The sequence below is a fragment of the Stutzerimonas chloritidismutans genome, assembly GCF_038562055.1.
In the GTDB taxonomy this organism is placed as follows: Bacteria; Pseudomonadota; Gammaproteobacteria; order Pseudomonadales; family Pseudomonadaceae; genus Stutzerimonas; species Stutzerimonas chloritidismutans_A.
This window is the reverse complement of the sequence record NZ_JBCFXD010000004.1, coordinates 19,623-39,432: the sequence shown is the minus strand read 5'-3', so window position 1 is coordinate 39,432 and position 19,810 is coordinate 19,623. Positions and strand designations below refer to the sequence as shown.

Genomic DNA, 19,810 nt, shown 5'->3' with positions numbered 1-19,810 from the left:
ATTGCCCTGGCGCTGGCCGGGATGGTCGGTGCCGCCGAAGCGGCGGTGGTGGTCAAGCCACATGCCTATCAGATCGCCGGTGAAACCTATGAGGGACTGCTCGTCTATGACGATTCGGTCACCACGCCGCGGCCCGGCTTGCTGATGGTGCCCAACTGGTTGGGCGTCACCGAGCGCTCCGCTGAAAAGGCGGCGCGCGCGGCGGGGGATAAGTACGTCGTGTTCATGGCTGACCTGTATGGCAAGGCGGTGCGGCCATCCAATCCGGATGAAGCCAAGGCGGCTGCCACATCGGTGCGTGGCGATCGTCCGCTGATGCGCAAACGGGCCCAGGCTGCGGTCGAGGCGTTCAGGTCGCAGCAGGTGGTGGCGCTGGATACCGGCAAGATGGCGGCGATCGGTTTCTGCTTTGGCGGCGGTGCAGTTCTTGAGTTGGCCCGGTCCGGTTCCGATCTGGACGCCTTTGTCTCGTTCCACGGCAACCTGGATACGCCGAATCCGGACGACGCCAAACAGATCAAGGCGCCCGTGCTGGTGCTGCACGGTGCCGACGACCCGGCTGTGCCGAAAGAACAGGTCGATGCGTTCATCGCCGAGATGAAAGCCACCGATGTGGATTGGCAGATGAACATCTATGGCAACGCCGTGCATTCCTTCACGGACCCTTACGCCAACGTGCCTGGGCGCAACGAGTTCAATCCGGAAGTGGCCGAACGGGCATTTCAGGCCATGAACAGTCTGCTCGACGAGGTGTTTGTCTCGCCGTGACGCGACCGGAGGTTGCGGTCGGTTGCGTCAGGTCAGCCGCTATTCAAGAAGATGGGGGCTGACCTGCGCCAGCCGGCAAGTGACCTTAGCGCGGAACGATCCGCACACGCCCAGCCGTGTTGTCGCGCCGTCCGGCCTTGTCGTTTTCCGCCCGGCCGGGGATCGAGCCGTTTGCGGCGCCACGATCTCCGCTGGCCGTTCCGTCCACTTCGCGTTCGTCGACACTGAGGGACGTGGCGTCGGGGTAGCCTGTGGTCAGTGTTTCAGTGCTGGCAGTGACCGGAGTCGCTTCGTCTTCGCCCCAGTTGGCGCTGCGCTCGTCGATATCGATGGCACCGTTTCGCTCCATCAGCTCCTCAACCATCGCAACCTCGTCGTCGGTGTCCAGCGTGACGGTCACGATGGTGGAGCCCCGTCGAGCGGCCTCTGGATAGCGGCCCGCGTGCTTGCTGGCCTCATCACCAAAGATCTTGTGGAAGAAATTTCCCATTTTCTCGGCGGCCGTGGCGTCATCGGCCGGCTCCTCGCCCACCACTTCCACGCGGCTGCTGTCGACGGTATCGGCATTGATGGAGGCTGAAATCTGGATGGCGTCCCCGGCGATACCTTTGCTCAGGAGTTCGGTCTTGACGTGCTCGGCTTCGGTGTAGCGGTCGAACGCCGCGAGAAGAATCTGGGGCATGACTTCACCTTTATGTGCAGCTCTGGCTGCGGTTCATGATTGTGGCAAGCGGTTCGATCGGATCGGTGACCGGCTCCCGTCCTGCATTGGGCGGGCGAGACGGAGGGATGGTTCCGTAGCAGGTCATTACCCGATGCTTCGGATCGTTGTAGCCTGTGCCGGCCGCGATGACAGCACGGCGCGGCACGATGGTCAGGTCGAGAATCAGCTCAGCCGTTCAGCACCTTGCCACCATTGATGTGGATGGTCTGGCCACTGACATAGGACGAGTCTTCGCACGCCAGGTACACGTACGCCGGACCCAGCTCAGAGGGTTGGCCGCAGCGACCCATGGGCATCTGACTGCCGAAGTCCTCAAGCAACTCGGGGTCGTGCCTGCCAAGGGTGGCGGGTTGCAGTGGCGTCCAGATCGGGCCGGGCGCGATCTGGTTCACGCGGATGTCGCGCTCGATCAGTTGCTGCGACAGGGCGCGGGTGAAGCCGTCGATGGCGCCCTTGGTCGAGGTGTAGTCCACCAGCATCGGGTTGCCGATAAAGGAGTTGATCGAGGTGGTATTGATGATCGCCGCACCGGCTTTCAGATGCGCCAGTGCAGCACGGGTTAGATAGAAGTAGCTGTGGATGTTGGTGGCAAAAGTCTTTTCCCACTGCTCATCGGTGATGTCTTCAAGTCGCGTCTGCACTTCCTGGCGACCGGCATTGTTCACCAGCACGTCCAAATGGCCGAATTTTTTCACCGTCTGTTCGACCGCATCAGTGCAGTGGCTGCTGTCGCGGATGTCGCCGGGCAGCAGTAGGCAACGCTGACCTTCGGCTTCGATCATGCGCTTGGCATCTTGGGCGTCTTCATGTTCGTCGAGGTACATGATTGCCACATCGGCACCTTCACGGGCGAAATGCACCGCCGCCGCACGACCGATGCCACTGTCGCCACCGCTGACCAAGGCGACCTTGCCGGCCAGCTTCCCGCTGCCCTTGTAGCTGTCGCGGATGAACTCCGCCGGTGGTTGCATCTCGCTTTCCAGCCCCGGCAAACGGTCTTGTTTCTGCGCGTGAATTTTCGGATAAGCCATACATGCTCCAGACGTGAAAATGTGGGTCTGTAAGTACGGCTGATGCCTGGCCTGAAAGTTTCGGCGGATTGCCGAGCGGTGTTTCGAGGCGACCGGTGATCGGGAAAGGCTCTATCCCAGTAGATGGCTCTTGGCCATCGGGCGTCGCGGGCCTATAGTGCGCGCCGCCAAGGACGGTCGCCACACCCCAGCGTAGGGTGGGCAAGGCCGTTCGCGCCAACCACCTACAAGGGAATGATGATGAATACTAAGCAACTCCTGGCACTTCCGCTCCTCGCGGCATTGCTCTGCGCCTGCACCGCAACCACATCGCTGCGCTCCAGCGATCCGAGCCTCGCCGTCAAGATCAACGACGATGCGCCGTTGGTACTGAAGAACCCGGTGAGCAAGACCTATAAAGCGACCAGCTTTGGTCAGTACCGCTTCCGTGCCACCCAGGAGGGTATGGCGCCGATGTATGGGATCGTCCCGCTCAATTTCAACAGTGGCTATCTCGTCGCGGATATCCTGTTCTTTGCACCGGCTGCGTTTTACAACCTGCGCGAGGTCTATCCGTTCTACGAGTTCGATGTGGCGCAAGGTGTGGTGCGTTACAAGAAGAACGAGCGTGACCAGTGGACCAGCTACAAGCCAACAGCCGCCGAAGCAGAGCGGGCGCAGGCCTACTTCGCTCAGTGATAACGCCCATCGAGATGGCCTCTGGCCAGAAAGAGACGTGAGGTGCCGTGGGTCCGCTTCTCCCACCGGATGTCATGAACTCGATGCGAGACGGGGCAGTACTCAAACGAATGACTGGGTTGCGCAGGGACCACGCCGCGCAACCCGGTCTTCTACCCAAAGCGATTAATTCAATTCGTTGGCAAAGCGCCCGACTGCGCTGACGACCTGCTTGGCCCCGTCCTGAATCTCGACGATCACGGCGCCGGCCTGGTTGGCCAGGGACAGACCTTGTGCTGCCTGCTCACGGCTGTTGGCCATTTCCCGTACCGCTTCATCTACCAGTGCCTGATTCTTTTGCACCACGCTGACAATTTCCTCGGTGGCGGCGCTGGTGCGGCCGGCCAGCTGGCGAACTTCGTCGGCGACTACGGCAAAACCGCGTCCCTGTTCACCGGCGCGCGCCGCTTCGATGGCGGCGTTGAGTGCCAGCAGGTTGGTCTGTGCAGCGATGCCGCCAATGGTTTGGACGATGGAGCTGATCAGGTGCGATTGCTGACCTAGGGCCTCGATACCCTGAGTCGCCGACTCGACCTCCTCGGCGATGCGCTGCATGGTCGCCACTGTATCCTTGACCACCACAGCGCCGCGCTCGGCGCTGGTGTCGGTCTTGCGGGACACGTCATAAGCGATGCTCGCGGCCTCGCGCACCTCCTCTTCACGGGCAACCTGATCGCTGACCACACTGGCAAACTTGACGACTTTGCAAAGCTTGCCCTCGGCGTCATACACCGGATTGTAGGTCGCTTCCAACCAGACGTCCCGGCCCATGCTGTCGATGCGCTTGAAGCGGTTCGCAACGAATTCGCCGCGATTTAGCGTTTGCCAGAAGGTTTTGTACTGCTGGGAAGAAACTTCTTCCGGAGTGCAGAACATGCTGTGGTGCTTGCCCACGATCTGCTTGAGCGAATAGCCCATGCCTTGCAGGAATTGGTCGTTGGCCGAGACCACTGTGCCGTCCAGATTGAACTGAATGACCGCGGTAGAACGCAGCAGCGCGTTGATGAACGCTTCGTTCTCCTTGGCGAGCTGCAAGTCTTTTGTCACTTCACGGGCGTAGCCGCTCATATGCAACAACTTGCCGTGAGCATCCAGAATCGGATACCAGTTGATGTGCAGCCAGGCCAAGCTGCCATCGGTGCGCAGAAACCGGTAGTCGTCGCTGACTGGCGCTAGCTTGGACACGGCGGCTTGAAAATTATGAAAGCAGGGCAGGTTTTTTACATAGGCCGGCACAATGTCCGTCATAGGGCGGCCCTGCAGCTGTTCGACGGTGTAGCCGAGCGTCTTGGCAAACTTCTGATTCATCGCCACCATCCGAAACTCGCTATCGAGGGTGATCGACAGCATCGTGGCACCCATCTGATCGCGGAGCTGTCGTAGCAGAGACAGTTCTGCAGCCTGTTCTTCGAGTTGTTTTTTGAGCTGGCCGTTGAACATGGAAGCACCGATAGATGAGTGGACTTACATCGCTATCGGCAGGCCATTCCCATACTTGATGACCGACGATCGCTGGCTGTGCGACGTCAGTCGACCCGCTCCAAGTCCACTCGGATCACGCCGGAACGGGGGCTGGCGATGCGTTCAAAGGCCGCTTTGGACAAGTCGATGATTCGTCCTCGCACGAACGGCCCGCGGTCGTTGATGCGAACCACCACGCTTTTGCCGTTGCGGGTGTTGATCACCCGAACCTTCTTGCCGAAGGGCAGGGTGCGGTGCGCCGCCGTTAGCGCATTCTGGTCGAACCGTTCGCCGCTGGCGGTCAGTTTGTTGTGGTGCTGGTTGCCGTAATACGAGGCTTTGCCTGAACCGATCAGTGCGCCCGTATCGGTGGGCGTTTCCTGCGGCGAGGGCGGCTTCGGTCGTGGAGTGGTACAGCCTGCAAGCGCTACGACCGTGAGCAGAGTGAACAACCAGACGGCTGGCCTGATGAGCATCGTCGATCCTTGTCTTCGTCATGAGGAATCCGGGCAGCGCCGTTTGGAACGGCAAGGCGCGGTGCCATTAAGAGTGTATCGGTGCCAGTAAGTTTTCGAGGTCAATCGTGCTTCAGTGATCAGCGCTCGCGCACCGGGGATGGTGGAAGCTGAGCGGTGTAATGCATAGCGGACCCGATCGCTCGAATCCGCCCCGGAACGCTTACTCGCTCGGTTTGGCCAACCATGCGTTAGCGATGCGTTGGTATTCTCCAGTGGCCTTGGTCAGGTGCAGCCACTGATCGACGTAGGCCTTGAATGCCACATCACCGCGCGGGAGCAGGAAGGCCTTTTCGCTGTACTGCAGGGGTTTGTCGGGGTTAACCGCACACAGAGTCGGGTAGTTGCGCTGTTGATACTGCGCCTCTGACGAGTCGGTGATCATAACGTCGGCCTTGTTATCGGCGACGGATTTGAAGATCACGGTGTTGTCGTGGAACAACTCCAGCTGCGCCTCGGGCAGCTCGCGACGCACGAAGGCTTCGTTGGTGCCGCCTGGCGGCTCGATCAGGCGCACGGAGGGCTGGTTGAGTTGCTCGATGGTCTGATACTTCTCGACCTCATTACAGCGGACGAAGGGGATCTTGCCATCCACGGTGATCGGATTGCTGAAGAAGGCCTTCTTTTGTCGCTCTAGTGAAATGGAGACACCGCCCACGGCCATGTCGCATTGAGCGAGGAAGTCTGGCATCAAGGTCTTCCATGTGGTTGGTACCCACTCGATCTTGACGCCCAAGGACTTCGCCAGTGACTCGGCGAGGGCGATGTCGATGCCCTCGTAGCGCTTGTCCTCGCGCAGAAAGGTGTAGGGCTTGTAGTCGCCAGTCGTGCAGACCTTCAGCGTACCGCGCTGTTGGGCTTCATCGAGCACTGAGGAGGCGGGCGCGGCGAAGGCCGCGCCGCTGGCCAGCAAGATGCCAGCCGCAATCAGAGATCTCATCGTGTTTCCTTGCAAGGGCATGCCTGGGTGGCCGCGGTTATTGTTCTGGCCCGTCAGTTGGAGCGGGCATGTCGAACGTACCGGACTGCAGACCGGCCTCACAAGGTTTAACTGAGCGGAGCGTTGTCATGGTTGCACGTTGGCAACCTCGGATGATCTACCTCAGGCGTGCGGCTTGCTACGGATAGTCTTCATCAAGTCGGCCGGGGTGATGTGGCCGACCACGCTGCTGGCGCTGCCCGGCTGCGGCAGGTTGAGGATGTTGCCCTTGATCTTGCCAATCACATGCATCTCGCATGGCTTGCAGTCGAACTTCAGGGTCAGCACCTCGTCGCCGTGCACCAGCTGCATCGGCGCGACCTTGGTGCGCACCCCGGTCACCCCCTTGGCCTGTTTCGGGCACAGGTTGAAGGAGAAGCGCAGGCAGTGCTTGGTGATCATCACCGGCACCTCGCCGGTTTCCTCGTGCGCCTCGTAGGCAGCGTCGATCAGCTGCACGCCGTAGCGGTGGTAAAAGGCGCGGGCTTTCTCGTTGTAGACGTTGTAGAGGAACGACAGGTGCGCTTCCGGGTAAACCGGCGGCGGCACGCTGACAGGCTTGCGGCTGCCCAATGGACGAATCAATTCACGCGCTTCGGTCAGCGCCTCGACCGCTTCACGGCGCAGGGCCTTGAGCTGCGAGTTGGGGATGAAGAAGGCCTGCGGTGCGTCCACCTCAACTTCTTCGGCGTGGTAGAGGGTCGTGCCCAGCTGGCTCAACAGGTCGGCAATCTGACCGGGCACTTGTTCCGGCTTCTTCGCTTCGCCGAACGGACCGGCCAGCGAGACCGTGGCGTAGGCACCTTCCTCACTGGTCACATGCAGTTCCAGCGCGTCCGCCCGCAGCTGGGCCAGCCAGCGCACGCCGATGCGTCGCTCGGCGGATGTCTTGAGCAACGCGTTCTGCCAGTTGTGGTCCAGGTTGCGGTTCAGCGGATGATTCGGGCGCAGCTGGCGGATCGCCACGGGCATCTCGTTGGGCTCGACGCGGTACTGCCAGAACTGCTGACCGTCTTCCTCGAACTGCTTCAGCTCTTCGACCACGCTGGCACGGAAGCCGACCACCTCGCGCTTGACCAGCACGTTGAGTCCGTCGCCGTTGGACAGCGGTTCGCGGGTCTGCACGGTCAGATCATGCTTGCCGACCTTGAGCACTTCACCCACCGCGAGACCGGTGAAGGTCGGTGAGTCGAACGCGCCGATGTCGATCTTGCGGTCGGTCACGAAATAGTCGGTGCTGCCGCGGTGGAAGGTCTTGTCCGGGTCCGGCACGAAGAAGTGATCGGTGCGGCCGCTGGAGGCTCGGGCCAGATCGGGGCGATCCAGGAGGATTTCGTCCAGGCGCTGGCGGTAGTAAGCGGTGATGTTCTTCACGTAGCTCACATCCTTGTAACGCCCTTCGATCTTGAACGAACGCACGCCGGCATCGACCAGCGCCCGCAGGTTGGCGCTCTGGTTGTTGTCCTTCATCGACAAGAGGTGTTTTTCGAAGGCGACCACCTGGCCCTTGTCGTCCTTCAACGTGTAGGGCAGGCGACAGGCCTGGGAGCAATCGCCGCGGTTGGCACTGCGGCCGTTCTGCGCGTGGGAGATGTTGCACTGCCCAGAAAATGCCACACATAGGGCGCCGTGGATGAAGAACTCGATGGCGGCGTCAGTCTCGTCGCTGATCGTGCGGACTTCCTGCAGGTTCAGCTCGCGGGCCAGTACCAGCTGCGAGAAGCCAGCCTTATCCAGAAACTTGGCGCGCTCCAGAGTGCGGATATCGGTCTGGGTACTGGCGTGCAGCTCGATCGGCGGGATGTCCATTTCCATCACGCCCATGTCCTGCACGATCAACGCATCCACGCCGATCTCATAGAGCTGCCAGATCATCGCGCGCGCCGCTTCCAGCTCGTCGTCATGCAGGATGGTGTTGAGGGTGACGAACACCCGCGCATGGAACAAGTGGGCGAATTTCACCAGCTCGGCAATGTCCGCCACGCTGTTCTCTGCATTGTGCCGCGCCCCGAAACTCGGCCCGCCGATATACACCGCATCGGCGCCATGCAGGATGGCCTCGCGAGCAATGGTCGTGTCCCGAGCAGGGGAGAGCAGTTCGAGATGATGTTGGGGCAAGGACATGAGCGCGGACCGGGTGTGAATCGAAAGTCGCGCATTGTAATGGCTTAAGAGGCTTTTGGGATTGGCCGCTGGGCGTGTGAATAGCCGAACGTACTTGCCGATCGGCCTGTTTGCTTGCTGTCAAGCACAGCGTACGAATTCGCAAGGATAGGATCAATTTATAATCTCATGCGCAAATGAGTGTAAATCGCATTGGCTATTGATTACTATCCGCCTGTCGCGAAAAGCTTGACCTTCTCGTAACACCATCATTAAGCGCGCGGCTGCCACCCACTGACATTGAGGATATTAAGTATGACTGGTAGCAAAGCCAGGCTTGTTAAGGCATGGACACCTGGGCGACGTGCCACCACCGCATTGCTCTGCTGCGCGCCACTGGTCGCTGCTCCCTTGAGCGGGAATGCACAGGAAGCGAACCCAAAGAAAGGTGAGGAGCCGTTTCGTCTTGCACCCATCATCGTAAATGCCAGTGCTTCTGCCGGTGACGATGCCAGCACGGTTGTTGCACAAGAGCTTTGGGTCGGCGGTAAGGTGCCAACCAGCATACTCAACACACCGGCTTCGGTTTCGGTGGTCACCCAAAAGGAAATCGAGCAGCGCAGTGCCAGTACCACTGAAGAGGTTCTGCAGTACACGCCTGGCGTCATCGCGGACTTTTACGGCACTGACGACCGCAACGATTACTTCAAGATCCGCGGCTTCCAGGCCACCACGTACCGTGACGGTTTGACCTTGGGCTCCATGCGCGGCGTCCGCGAAGAGCCCTTCGCCTATGAGCGCGTCGAAATCCTCCGTGGTGCCAATTCCACCTTGTTTGGCCCGGCAGATCCGGGTGGCTCGGTGAACTTCGTTACCAAGCAGCCGCGGTTCGACAAGTTCGGCCAGGGCTACGTGACTTACGGATCCTATGATCATGTTGAAACCGGGATCGATGTTGGAGACTCGTTGAACGAAGATCAGACGCTGGCCTATCGCTTCACGGGCAAGATCCAGAACAGCGATCGTGAGTACGACCACTCAGAGGACGACAACAAGTTCTTGATGGGCGGTGTTACTTGGGCGCCGACGGCATTTACTTCAGCGACCGTGATTCTCGACTACCTCAAGACAACCAGCACGCCCAACAGCGGCGGTTATCCGAAATATAAGGAGTACGACCGCAGCAAATTCTATGGCGAGCCTGATTACAACTTTCATGATGTCGAACGCACTAGTCTAAGCGGCAACTTCACTCATGATTTCGACAATGGTTTCGTCCTGCGCAGCAATCTGCGTTACAGCGAGCTGACCGATGATTTTGGCTACGTTTACCTGAACGGCACGGGGACGGGAACCTTACTCAATCGTGATGCTTTTGGTACCGACACTGAAGCCGACCAGCTCAACGGCAACTTGATGCTTCAGTACGATGCCCGATTTGAAAACATTGATAGCAGCACGATGGTGGGGGTGGAGTATCGCGATGCCTCGTCTGAGGATAGTTCTGTCTATCAAGGCGTTTCACCCATCGACATCGCCAATCCCGTATACCGCGGTGCCCCTGTCGGTCTGGTCCCCTACAGCCGTAACAAGCAGGACTACACCACCAAGTCGGTCTTCGTGCAGCAGAACCTGTCATTCTTCGAGCGCTTTATCGTTACGGGTGGTATCCGCAACGACTCACTGGATCTCTCCAGCACCGACATCACCAACGTGAAAGCCTCGGATAGCTTCTCGGAGAACTCTGTTCGCGGGGCATTGACCTACATCGTGAACGACGAAATTTCCACCTACGTCAGCATGGTGGAATCCGTCGCGCCGCCAACCATCGGCGTCACTCCAGAGCGCGGCAAGCAGTACGAAGTGGGGGTGAAGTATTCGCCCACGAACATGAACGCGCTGTTCTCTGCAGCTATTTACGATCTGACTCAGGAAGACATCACCGTCGCGGTCGTGCAGCCCAATGGCACTATCGAACGGGAAACCATTGGTGAGTCACGTGTGCGCGGTCTCGATCTGGAGGCCAAGGCGGAGCTGACCCAAAACCTGAGCCTGATCGGTGGCTACTCCTACATGGAATCGGAGGTGCTCCGCGGAACGTTGCGCAGTGGCGCTTCGCTCGAGGGTAATGAGTTCGAGGCGGCGCCGAAGCACTCGGCATCACTGTGGAGCTACTACAACTTGCCAGGTACGACAATTAGCGTTGGTTTGGGTGCGCGCTACACGGGCGCGTATTACTTTAATCCCGCCAACAGCGCTAAAAGCGATGCCACCACCCTGTTTGACGCCGCGTTCAACTACCAGATCCTCAAAGACACCGATCTGGCCATCAATATCAGCAACCTGCTCGATGAGCAGCACGTGGTCGGCTCGGGCACCGCGGACTACTACAACCCAGGCCGCGAGGTCACGGCGAAGGTTAGCTATAACTGGTAAGCAAAAGAGTACTGTATGGCGGCGTCTACGTCGGCCAGGCAGGATTTACGTAGACCCTGTTGCCTGCCGTCTGGGTGAGCAGCAGGGCACTACAAAGTGCAAATGGCTTGCCGGATCGCTAGATTCGAGCCGATTTCTTCCAAACCTGATTGAAACCTTCCTGGTTGAGCCAGCTTGCAGGTAACGAGAAGCTGCACGTTGCCAATGAAGCGCAACCTGACCAGCCGCCACGCCCCCACCCAATGCTCCACGCTCGGCCCCAAATCCCTTCGGCCTGGTCGAACCTGCCCGATGGTCCTCACGCTTGTGAGGTGAGAACCGCTGGGAGTGGGTGAGTTCGAGGCATTCTTCCGTTCTACAGCGTTAACACCACTTGATGCCGCCGCCCATCCAACGCGAGCCGTACGGATCCGTCGGCACAATCGAGTGCCTGCTCATCCAACAGGGCCGTCTTGATGCCGTTATTGGCCTGGTTTGGATTTTTCACGCGGATGGCGTAGCGGGTTTCGCCCAGGGTGATGGTAGCTTCGAAGCCTGGCCACTGACTGCTGATGCAAGGGTCGACGATCAACCATTCGCCTTCACGACGGATACCGAGAATGCCCTCGACGCCAGCTCGGTGCATCCAGCCGGCGGCACCGGTGTACCAGGTCCAGCCGCCCCGGCCGTTATGCGGCGCAACGCCGTAGACGTCCGCCGCGACCACGTAGGGCTCCACCTTGTAGCGTCGGCTTTGTTCGGGTGTCAGCGCGTGGTTGATCGGGTTGAGTAGCTTGAACATCCGGCACGCGGCATCACCGTCGCCGAGCTTGGCGAAGGCGAGCATGGCCCACATCGCGGCATGGCTGTATTGCCCGCCGTTTTCGCGCAGGCCCGCTGGATAGCCTTTGATGTAACCCGGCTCCTTGTCGGTCTTGTCGAACGGTGGCGTGAACAGCAGCGCAAGTTCGTCGTCCTCACGGATCAGGTGTTTGCGCACCGAAGCCATCGCCTGCTTCGCGCGGGCGGGGTCTGCTGCGCCGGACAGCACGGCCCAGGACTGGGCGATGGAGTCGATGCGGCACTCGTCACTGTCCTTGGAACCGAGCCAGGTGCCGTCGTCGAAGGTGGCGCGGCGATACCACTCGCCATCCCACGCCTTTTCTTCCAGCGCATCGGTGAGCGCCACGGCGTGTTCACGCCAGCGCTCGGCGCGTTGCGCGTCAGCCACGGTGCCTCGTCCGTCCGCCAGCGGCGCGAACAGCTCGATAGTGCGCAGCAGCAACCAGCCAAGCCAGACGCTCTCGCCCTTGCCGTGTTCGCCGACGCGGTTCATGCCGTCGTTCCAGTCGCCGCCGCCAATCAGCGGCAGGCCGAGTTCGCCGTGCAGTTCCAGGCACTGGTCAAGGCCGCGCGCGCAATGCTCGAACAGTGGTGCGGCATCGCCAGCCATCATCGGCTGGAAGAAGGCGTCGTGCTCGCCAGGTTTGAGCAGCGGCCCTTCGAGGAAGGTGACTGGCTCGTCGAGAATCGCCAGATCGCCCGCGACCTGGATATAGGTCGCCGTGGCGAACGACAGCCAGACGCGGTCATCAGAAATGCGCGTACGCACGCCCTGACCGGAGTGCGGTAGCCACCAGTGCTGCACGTCCCCCTCGGCGAACTGGCGGCTGGCCGCGCGTAGAATGTGGCTGCGGGTGGCCTCAGGCCGCGAGAAGGTCAGTGCCATGCCGTCCTGTAACTGGTCGCGGAAGCCGTAGGCGCCGCTGGCCTGATAGAACGCCGAGCGCGCCCAGATGCGACAGGCCAGGGTCTGATACAAGAGCCAGCCGTTGAGCATGATGTCCATCGTGCGGTCCGGGGTTTTCACCTGTACCGCGCCCAGTGCGGTGCGCCAGTGCTCGGTGACCTCCTGCAGCACGGCATCCAGATCCGCATGGCGATAACGCTCGACCAGCGCTCGGGCTGCCTCTGCCGACGGGCATTGACCGATAAAGGCGACGATTTCAATGCTTTCGCCCGCAGCCAGTTCGACATTGGTCTGCAAGGCCGAGCAAGGGTCCATGCCGGCGCCCGTGATACCCGATAGCGGCGCACCCGTGAGAAGTGCCGCTGGCGTGGCGGGCCCGCTGTTGCGGCCGAGAAACTCGCGACGATTGGCCGTCCAGCCGGTATGCCTACCGCCAAGGTCGGCAAAGGCTACGCGCCCAGGGAACGCACTGCTCCAGGGGTTGCGGGCGAGGAGCATGCCATTGCTGTCATCGTGCCCAGTGATGATGAAGGGCGCGTTGGCGCCGCGCGCCGTACCGAGCACCCACTCGCTGTAGCGGGTGACCGACAACCGGCGCGGCACGGCCGACAGGTTGCGCAGGGTCAGGCGGGAAATCTTGATGGGGTCGGCCAACGGCACGTATTCCAGCAGATCCATGGCGATGCCGTCGGCCTGGTGCTCGAAGCGACTGTAGCCATGGCCATGCCGTGCGACGTACAGCCCGCCATCACGAATTGGCTGTGCGGTCGGGCTGAACAGCGCACCGCTGTCCTCGTCGCGCACATAGAAGGCTTCGCCGCAGGGATCGGTGACCGGGTCGTTGGACCAGGGCGTGAGCTGGTTTTCCCGGCTGTTCTCGGCCCAGGTGTAGCCGCTGCCCTGCGCGGAAACCTGAAAGCCGAACTGTGGATTGGCGATCACGTTGATCCAGGGCGCGGGTGTGTTGGCGTCCTCTTCCAGCAGCGTCACGTATTCGCGGCCATCCTTGTCGAAACCGCCCAGTCTGTTGAAACACTCAAGGTGCTGGGAAATCTCTGCCGCCAAGGAACGTGCGGCAGCTGACGTAGCCATGCCAGCCGATCGTTGATCGGCAAGACGTGGCGGCATGACCGGCGCCTGAGACGCCAGCAGTTGGTTGGTCAGCTGATTGGCGATCGGCCCGCGGCGGGCGATCAGCGAGACGCGAGCCACGCTGCGCAGCAACGCACGCGCCTCGGTGCTCAGCAGGTCGGCACGCAGCATATACACCGAACCCTGGGCGAGCTCAGCGCCGAAGCGCGGGCGCGACTGACTGCTGCGCACGGCGGTTTCGATGGCGATCTGCAGGTCTTGCAGGTAGGAGCTGGCGTGTTCGTTGAGGATCACCAGATCCACCGCCAGACGCTTCATGCGCCAGTATTCGTGGGCACGCAGCAGCTGACGAACCTGGGCGATGTCCTGGATATCGTCGATGCGCAGCAGGACGATGGGCAGGTCACCGGAGATCGCGTGCGGCCAGAGGCCGGACTGAGCGCCAGCGCCCTCGATAATGGCCGCCGAGGGCGCACGAAACTGTGGATCGGCATAGAAGATTGGCGCGGCCAGGCGCTGGAAGTCGGCGGCTTCAGCCGGCTTGATGTCCAGATGGCGCAGCTGAACCTGCGCCTGGGTCCAGGCCAGGGTTTTGGCGCGGTCGTAGGCGCTGCGGTCGTGGTGTTTCTCGATCAGGTTGAGCAGCTCATCCCGCGATTCCGCAACCAGGGTCCAGAAGGCAACGCGGGCGACTTTGCCCGGCGCCACCTTGACCCGGTATTTGAGCGCGAAGATCGGATCGAGCACGGTGCCCACCGTGTTCGACAGTGGCAGCCCTTCGGCAACCACCGCGGCAGCCGCAACGCTTGGCCGCTGACCGATGAAGCGAGCCCGGTCGGTTTCATATTGCGGATCGGCCACGACTTCACCTTCGGCCACGGCAAAATGTGCGGCCCAGATTGGGCGCTCGCCCTCGCTGCGCAGCCGTCGGGTGGCCAGCAGCGCGCCGAACTCTGGCAGGTATTCGGTGACCACGAAGAGCTTGGCAAAAGCCGGGTGCGCGTTGTCGGTGGATGGCGTCGTAAGCACCACTTCGCTGTAGGAGGTCAGCTCGATCTCACGAGCTTCAGGGCCGCTGTTGGCGAGCGAGACACGGCGTACTTCGCCGTCATCCTCACCGGACACCAACACATCCAGGGTGGTGGACAGGTCCTTGTCGTGACGAATGAACTCGGCCCGATCCTCGCCAAATATCACTTCATGGCTCAGCGCATCGCTGCCGATGGGCTGTCCGCCCGCCGGCCAGACGCGGCCGTCTGCCGTATCACGGAGGAAGATGAACGAGCCGTAGTCATCACGGCTGGCATCTTCACGCCAGCGGGTCACCGCGATATCGCGCCAGCGGCTGTAACCTGCGCCAGCGGCGGTGAGCATCACGGCGTAGCGGCCATTGCTGAGCAGGTGGGTGACAGGGGCGGCTCCGGCGGCGCCCGCGTTGAGCCGGCGCAGGGCTTGCGGATCGCCGCTGCCCTCGACAGCGCGGATCTTCACTTCTTCGGCGCGCGGATGGGCGATGGCCACGTCACGCGGCATGCGCTCCTGCATAAGCAGTTCGCAGGCCTGGATCATCGGTTCGCGATGGAAGCGGGCTCGCATCGGCCCGTCCAGCAGGGTGTTGGCAATGGCGACGATGGTCATGCCCTGATGGTGAGCCATGTAGTTGCGCACGATGACGAACGATTGGCCATCCGGCAGTCGCGCCGGGGTGAAGTCCAGTGCCTCGTAGAAACCGTAGCGGCCGACCGCGCCCATCGCTGCCATGCGGCGGAAGTTCGCTTGCGCGCCCGGCGCGTCGACCATGGTGGCAAGGCCGGTGGCGTAGGGTGCAATGACCAGGTTCTCCGCCAACCCGCGCTTGAGGCCCAGGCCCGGCACGCCGAAGTTGGAATACTGATAGGTGAATTCCATGTCGCGGGCGTGATAAGCCGACTCCGACACGCCCCATGGGACGTTGCGGTCGTTGCCGTATTCCTGTTGGCGCTGCACCACCAGACTGTTCGTCTGCTCCAGCAGACTGCCTGCCGGCGCACGCATAACCAGCGAGGGCATCAGGTATTCGAACATCGAACCCGACCAGGAAATAAGCGCCGAGCCGTTGCCCAGCGGCGTCGCGGTGCGACCCAGGCGGAACCAGTGACGGGTGGTCACGTCACCCTTGGCGATGGCGAACAGGCTGGCCAGACGCGCTTCCGATGCCAGCAAGTCGTAGCAACTGGGGTCGAGGCTGTTTTCGGCCAGTCCGTAGCCGATCGACAACAGCTTGCGTTCGGGGTCGAGCAGAAAGGCGAAGTCCATTTCCAGTGCCATCTGCCGGGTCGTGCGGGACAGTTCGCGCAGGCGCGCCTGCGCATCGCTCAGCGTTTCGCCTTGTAGCTGGCGGTCGCGAGCGTGCTCGGCCAGGGTCTGGCCCAATGCGTCGATCCAGAATCGCAGGTCGGACGACTCGTCGTCTTCACCCGGCGGGCAGAGTTCCAGGCCCAGGCGAGCGGCCTTTTCGGCGCGTTGCTGGAGCGTCGCGGACAGCGTATCGAGTGCCTGCTCCTCGCCGAGCTGCGCGCTGATCTCGTCGATCAGCTCGGACAGAGGACGACCACGCTCGCCACTGGCGGACGGCAACGCGGTCATCGCCTGACGAATCAGTGCCAGGGTGTCCTGTAGCCCCGCGCGTGCATTCGGGGCGGTGGGTACCTCGAGCCATTCCTCGCAGGCGTTGGCGAGCGCAATCAGGTGGCCGGCGAGGTTGCCGCTGTCCACGGCCGACACGTAAGGCGGCTCCAGTGCACGCATGTCTTCGGTGGCGTACCAGTTGAAGAAGTGGCCGCGGTGGCGCTGCAGACGGCTCATGCTGTCCAGCGTCGCTTCCAGGCGGTCGAGGGTTTGCAGGGTGCCGGCCCAGCCGAAATCACGCGCGGTGATGGCCGAGAGCAGGTAAAGGCCCATGTTGGTGGGCGAGGTGCGGCGCGCAACGACCGGCTTGGGGTCTTCCTGGAAGTTGTCCGGCGGCAGCATGTTGTCGGCGGGCGTGACGAAGGTTTCGAAGAAGCGCCAGGTGCGTCGAGCGATCAGGCGCAGCTCCTCGGCGTCCGGTTCGGCGAGCGTCTGGCGGGGCGCGATGCGGGGTGAGCGGCTGGCCCACAGGGCGATCGCGGGTGCACCCAGCCAAAGCAGGGCAAAGGGCAACACCACTGGCCAGGCGCCGGGAGCGATCAACAGCGCGAAGAACGCAGCGCCAACGCCCAAGGCCGTGCCGCCGGCCATGCCGCGATAGAAACCGCTGAGCTTCAGGCGTGGGCTGATCGCCGATTGGGCGGCGGTGGTCCATTCCAGCAGGTTGCGGCGGGACGATAGGCGAGACAGCGTCCGCACGATGGCATCGACCATGCGCCAGGCCTGGTCCGGCAAAAAGGCCAGGTTCAATCCTGTTTGCGAGGCAGCCAGGCGCAGGTCGTCACGCAGCCTTCGCAGGTGGCTTTGCATGCAAATGCCGCTGCGGGCGGGCACCAGTGCAAAGCAGATTGGCAGTACGGCCGGAATGGCCATCGTCACGAGTACGAGCAAGGTGCCAACCAGCGCGGCCGGGAGAGGCAGCAGCCAGCACAGCGTCAATGCGAGCAGGGTGAGCGGTGCGACCAATGAACGGCGCAGGTTGTCGAGCATCTTGAACCGGCCAATATCCGGCAGCGCCTGAGTGCCGGTGCGGGCGCCGAATATCCAAGGCAATAGCTGCCAGTCGCCACGGGTCCAGCGGTGCTGGCGCTTACCGGAGACGTCATAGCGCGACGGAAACTCCTCGACCACCTCCACATCAGTTGCCAGCCCTGCACGGGCAAAGACGCCTTCGAACAGGTCGTGGCTGAGCATGGTGTTTTCCGGTACCCGACCGGCTAGCGCCCCCTCGAAGGCGTCGATGTCGTAGATGCCCTTGCCGGTGTAGGAGCCTTCGCCGAAAAGGTCTTGGTAGACATCGGAGACGGCGGCCGCATAGGGGTCCATTCCACCAGGGCTGGAGAACACACGCTGATAGAACGAGCCTTCACGACCCACCGGCAGCGATGGCGTGACCCGTGGTTGAAGGATCGCGTACCCGTTGACCACCCGTTGTTCGGACACGCTGAAGCGCGGGCGATTGAGCGGGTGCGCCATCTTTCCGATCAGGCGCATGGCGGTATCGCGCGGCAGCCGGGTGTCGGCGTCCAGCGTGATCACATAGCGCACATGGGTAGGTACCTGCTGTGTGCAACCGGGCAACGGCATGTAGCTGGTATCGGTGGCGCCCCGCAGCAGCTGGTTCAGCTCATGCAGCTTGCCGCGCTTGCGCTCCCAACCCATCCAGCGTCCCTCGCTGGGATTGAACTGGCGTCGACGGTGCAAGATCAGAAACCGGCTGCCGCCAGGTGCCGGGCCATAGCGTTCGTTCAGGGCGGCAATGGCGCCAACGGCGACGGCGAGCAGATGCGCATCGCCAGGCATGGTTTCCGACTCGGCATCCAGCCCATCGGTCAGCAGCGCAAAGGTGAGGTCACCGCCTGCGCCGGCCAGGTGATGCACCTCGATGCGTTCGATCTGCTCCAGCAGGTCCGCTTCGTTGGTCAGCAACGTGGGTACGGCGACCAGGGTGCGTAGCGATTGCGGCACGCCGGTGGTCAGGTCCAGTCCGGGCAGGGTCATGGCACCGAAGCGCCAGGTCACCACGCGGTTGACCAGCGTGGTGGCCACATCGGTAATCGGCAGGAATGCAACCACGGCCAGCAGGGCGAGCCATCCGGCACCAACGCCGACGCTGGTCAGCGCTTGCAGTCCGACCGACAGCAGCAGCGCGGTCACCAGCAGAATCGAGCCGACATAGCCGACGATCCCGAGCTGTATATGGAATCGGCTCAGGCGCAATCCCAGCGGCGGGCTGAAACCGATGCTGCACTCCAGGGCCAGGCGGCCCTCGCCGATCAGGTGATAGCCCGGATCGTCCACGCGCTCGTCCTGCGCGAGATCGTGCGTGGGGGCAGCCGCTGCGGCGCTGAGTGCGGCGCTGGCGACCTCCAGTTCGGTCGCGCTTGAGCCACGCGCCAGTTGTTCGATAGCGCTGCGGTACAGGTTGCGTGTGGGGAAATCCATGAGGGCGAAAGCGCTGCCGGCGCGCAGTCGCGCGTCGACGAGACTGACGCTCTCGAACAGTTCGGTCCAGTCGATATCCGAGATCAGCCGCATGCTGGTCATCACGTTGCGCACACTGACGTTGGAGGCGCCCTGGCGTTGCTGCGAATGCTGCACCACCTGATCGATGGAACTGTCCTGCTGACCCAATAGCTCTTCCAGCCAGCCCAGCGCAGGCGTGGTATTCGGGTCCTGGTCGCGTAGCCGTTTGGCCAGCTCCGCCGCGAACACTTCGGACATCGGCGCGCTACCGCGCGAGGCTATTTCGGCCTCCAGCGCTTTTTTCGCAGAGACGGCGGACAGTAACCGGCTTGCCATGTCATCGGCCGCAGCACGGGTAGCACGTCCGTCGGTGATCTGGTCGCTCAAACGCCGCAGATTCTCGATCAGTACGATGCGCAGGGTGATTGCCACCGCCCATAGCTCACCGATGCTCAGCGGCTGGACCTGCTGGTAGGCGTTGATGAAGCGGCGCAGCATCTCAGGATCGAAATGGCTGTCGGTATGGGCGACGAACGCCCAGGCGATGCCGAACACACGGGGATAGCCGGTGAAGGGGCCTTCTGCCAGCTTCGGTAACTGGCGGTAGAAGCCCGGTGGCAAGTCGTCACGGATCTCGCGGATCTGCGCTTCGACCAGGTGATAGTTGTCTAGCAGCCATTCTGCGGCGGGCACCACGCTGCGCCCGCTTTCCAGCTCCGCGGCGCTGGCGCGGTACGCTGCCAGCAAGACCGCCGCGTTGTCGTTCAGCCGCGCGTGCAGTGGCATCACGGCGGGTGGGCTGTCGGTGACGGGCTGGGCTGCGGCCAGGCTACGGGCGTGGTGTTCCAGCCGTTCGATACCGAACAGCTCGTCGCGCACGGGCGCACTGTCGTTCCAGAGGGGCGAGCGCGGCTGGCGTCCGAGAATGTGACGGAAAAATGAGGTCATGTGCGCCTGTCCGACTAGCGGATATAGGGGAGCAGGCGTAGAGGCGCCGGATCCTGTCGAGAGGAACCACGGCGGCAAGCTTTCGGAACAACGGGAAACCGATTGCCGGTTTCTGCCAAATCGCCGTACGGCCTCGTGAATACACCACACCGCATGGCGGTGTGGAAAAGGCCT

10 protein-coding genes are annotated in these 19,810 nt (G+C 62.1%); 3 read left to right on the top strand and 7 right to left on the bottom strand.

The window, feature by feature from the left end; translation table 11 throughout:
- Positions 1 to 21: 21 nt before the first annotated feature.
- Positions 22 to 768 carry a dienelactone hydrolase family protein gene (locus AAGW23_RS08305; RefSeq protein WP_425540819.1) on the top strand — a complete coding sequence of 249 codons (747 nt, stop codon included), beginning with the start codon at positions 22 to 24 and terminating at the stop codon, positions 766 to 768.
- A gap of 85 nt (positions 769 to 853) precedes the next feature.
- On the opposite strand, the gene AAGW23_RS08300 is transcribed toward AAGW23_RS08305, so the two are convergent.
- Both AAGW23_RS08300 and AAGW23_RS08295 read right to left on the bottom strand, forming a co-directional pair.
- A complete protein-coding gene (locus AAGW23_RS08300; protein WP_342405996.1) occupies positions 854 to 1,450 on the bottom strand; it encodes a hypothetical protein in 597 nt (198 codons plus the stop codon).
- Between the two features lie 209 nt (positions 1,451 to 1,659).
- Complete coding sequence (locus tag AAGW23_RS08295; protein ID WP_342405995.1) at positions 1,660 to 2,523, bottom strand: SDR family oxidoreductase; 864 nt, start codon at positions 2,521 to 2,523, stop codon at positions 1,660 to 1,662.
- A 240-nt stretch (positions 2,524 to 2,763) separates the two neighbouring features.
- Here AAGW23_RS08295 and AAGW23_RS08290 point away from each other — a divergent pair, with 240 nt between their 5' ends.
- Positions 2,764 to 3,201 (top strand): hypothetical protein, encoded by a 438-nt coding sequence (locus AAGW23_RS08290; protein ID WP_342405994.1) that lies wholly within the window; start codon positions 2,764 to 2,766, stop codon positions 3,199 to 3,201.
- A 165-nt stretch (positions 3,202 to 3,366) separates the two neighbouring features.
- Here AAGW23_RS08290 and AAGW23_RS08285 read toward each other — a convergent pair whose 3' ends face one another.
- The 4 genes from AAGW23_RS08285 to AAGW23_RS08270 all read right to left on the bottom strand — a co-directional run bounded on the left by AAGW23_RS08285 (position 3,367) and on the right by AAGW23_RS08270 (position 8,319).
- Positions 3,367 to 4,680: a methyl-accepting chemotaxis protein gene (locus AAGW23_RS08285; protein ID WP_342405992.1), complete on the bottom strand. Its 1,314-nt coding sequence runs from the start codon at positions 4,678 to 4,680 to the stop codon at positions 3,367 to 3,369.
- An 86-nt stretch (positions 4,681 to 4,766) separates the two neighbouring features.
- Positions 4,767 to 5,177, bottom strand: a complete 411-nt coding sequence (locus tag AAGW23_RS08280) for a septal ring lytic transglycosylase RlpA family protein (protein WP_342405991.1) — start codon at positions 5,175 to 5,177, stop codon at positions 4,767 to 4,769.
- 202 nt (positions 5,178 to 5,379) lie between these two features.
- Positions 5,380 to 6,156, bottom strand: coding sequence for a transporter substrate-binding domain-containing protein (locus AAGW23_RS08275; RefSeq protein WP_342405990.1), 777 nt, complete (start codon positions 6,154 to 6,156; stop codon positions 5,380 to 5,382).
- A 162-nt stretch (positions 6,157 to 6,318) separates the two neighbouring features.
- Entirely contained in the window at positions 6,319 to 8,319 is a 2,001-nt protein-coding gene (locus tag AAGW23_RS08270) for a U32 family peptidase (RefSeq protein ID WP_342405989.1), read from the bottom strand.
- A 294-nt stretch (positions 8,320 to 8,613) separates the two neighbouring features.
- On the opposite strand from AAGW23_RS08270, the gene AAGW23_RS08265 reads away from it, so the two are divergent.
- A complete protein-coding gene (locus AAGW23_RS08265) occupies positions 8,614 to 10,734 on the top strand; it encodes a TonB-dependent siderophore receptor (RefSeq protein ID WP_425540818.1) in 2,121 nt (706 codons plus the stop codon).
- 355 nt (positions 10,735 to 11,089) lie between these two features.
- Here the strand turns inward: AAGW23_RS08265 and AAGW23_RS08260 are convergent, their stop codons facing one another.
- A complete protein-coding gene (locus tag AAGW23_RS08260) occupies positions 11,090 to 19,636 on the bottom strand; it encodes a GH36-type glycosyl hydrolase domain-containing protein (RefSeq protein WP_342405986.1) in 8,547 nt (2,848 codons plus the stop codon).
- Between the last annotated feature and the right edge of the window lie 174 nt (positions 19,637 to 19,810).

What these genes read in the sequence shown, in the direction of transcription:
- AAGW23_RS08305 (WP_425540819.1), top strand. Translation starts at nt 22, where the DNA reads ATGGTCGGTGCCGCCGAAGCGGCGGTGGTGGTCAAGCCACATGCCTAT.
- AAGW23_RS08300 (WP_342405996.1), bottom strand. Translation starts at nt 1,450, where the DNA reads ATGCCCCAGATTCTTCTCGCGGCGTTCGACCGCTACACCGAAGCCGAG.
- AAGW23_RS08295 (WP_342405995.1), bottom strand. Translation starts at nt 2,523, where the DNA reads ATGGCTTATCCGAAAATTCACGCGCAGAAACAAGACCGTTTGCCGGGG.
- AAGW23_RS08290 (WP_342405994.1), top strand. Translation starts at nt 2,764, where the DNA reads ATGAATACTAAGCAACTCCTGGCACTTCCGCTCCTCGCGGCATTGCTC.
- AAGW23_RS08285 (WP_342405992.1), bottom strand. Translation starts at nt 4,680, where the DNA reads ATGTTCAACGGCCAGCTCAAAAAACAACTCGAAGAACAGGCTGCAGAA.
- AAGW23_RS08280 (WP_342405991.1), bottom strand. Translation starts at nt 5,177, where the DNA reads ATGCTCATCAGGCCAGCCGTCTGGTTGTTCACTCTGCTCACGGTCGTA.
- AAGW23_RS08275 (WP_342405990.1), bottom strand. Translation starts at nt 6,156, where the DNA reads ATGAGATCTCTGATTGCGGCTGGCATCTTGCTGGCCAGCGGCGCGGCC.
- AAGW23_RS08270 (WP_342405989.1), bottom strand. Translation starts at nt 8,319, where the DNA reads ATGTCCTTGCCCCAACATCATCTCGAACTGCTCTCCCCTGCTCGGGAC.
- AAGW23_RS08265 (WP_425540818.1), top strand. Translation starts at nt 8,614, where the DNA reads ATGACTGGTAGCAAAGCCAGGCTTGTTAAGGCATGGACACCTGGGCGA.
- AAGW23_RS08260 (WP_342405986.1), bottom strand. Translation starts at nt 19,636, where the DNA reads ATGACCTCATTTTTCCGTCACATTCTCGGACGCCAGCCGCGCTCGCCC.